The organism is Streptomyces sp. PTL18, from assembly GCF_059510295.1.
On record NZ_JCAJZO010000122.1, the window covers coordinates 1 to 704 of the forward strand.

Genomic DNA, 704 nt, shown 5'->3' on the forward strand with positions numbered 1-704 from the left:
CGTCGGGTGCGGTGTCGAAGGTGCCGGTGATCGCACCGGGCGCCGTGCCCTGGGATGCCAAGGCGCCCAAAGTGCCGACTGGTTCGGGGCGGTCGGGACGGTCGGTGCCGAGGACGACGGCCCGGTGTTCGAAGGCGGCCCGGGTGGCGGCCAGCGACCACGCCACGTCCACGGGTCGTACGGTCTCGTCGCTCGACTCCGCGAAGGCGGCCAGCCTGCCCGCCTGCCCGGCCAGACCCTCCGCACCGCGACCCGACAGCACCCACGGCACCGTGCTGCCCGCGGCAAACACTGCGGGCGTCGTGGCACTGTCGTCGGGCTCGGTCTCCGGAGTGGGCTCGGGGTCGGGCTCGGGGGCCTGCTCCAGGACGACGTGGGCGTTGGTGCCGCTGCCACCGAAGGAAGAGACGCCCGCGCGGCGCGGTCGGCCTGTCTCGGGCCAGGGCTGGTTGTCGGTGAGGAGTTCGACGGCGCCGGACGACCAGTCGACGTGCGGGGTCGGCTCGTCCAGGTGCAGCAGCTTCGGCAGGACTCCGTGGCGCATCGCCATGACCATCTTGATGACGCCGGCGACACCGGAACTGGCCTGGAGGTGACCGATGTTGGCCTTGAGGGAGCCCATGCGCAGCGGCTCTTCACGGTCCTGGCCGTAGGTGCCGAGCACAGCCTGGGCCTCGATCGGGTCGCCCAGGGTGGTACCCGTA

1 protein-coding gene is annotated in these 704 nt (G+C 72.3%); it reads right to left on the reverse strand.

Annotated elements, in window-relative coordinates; all coding sequences use genetic code 11:
• Positions 1 to 704 (reverse strand): ketoacyl-synthetase C-terminal extension domain-containing protein (locus AC5WS8_RS39265; protein ID WP_496108254.1); only part of this gene is annotated, 704 nt, incomplete at both ends.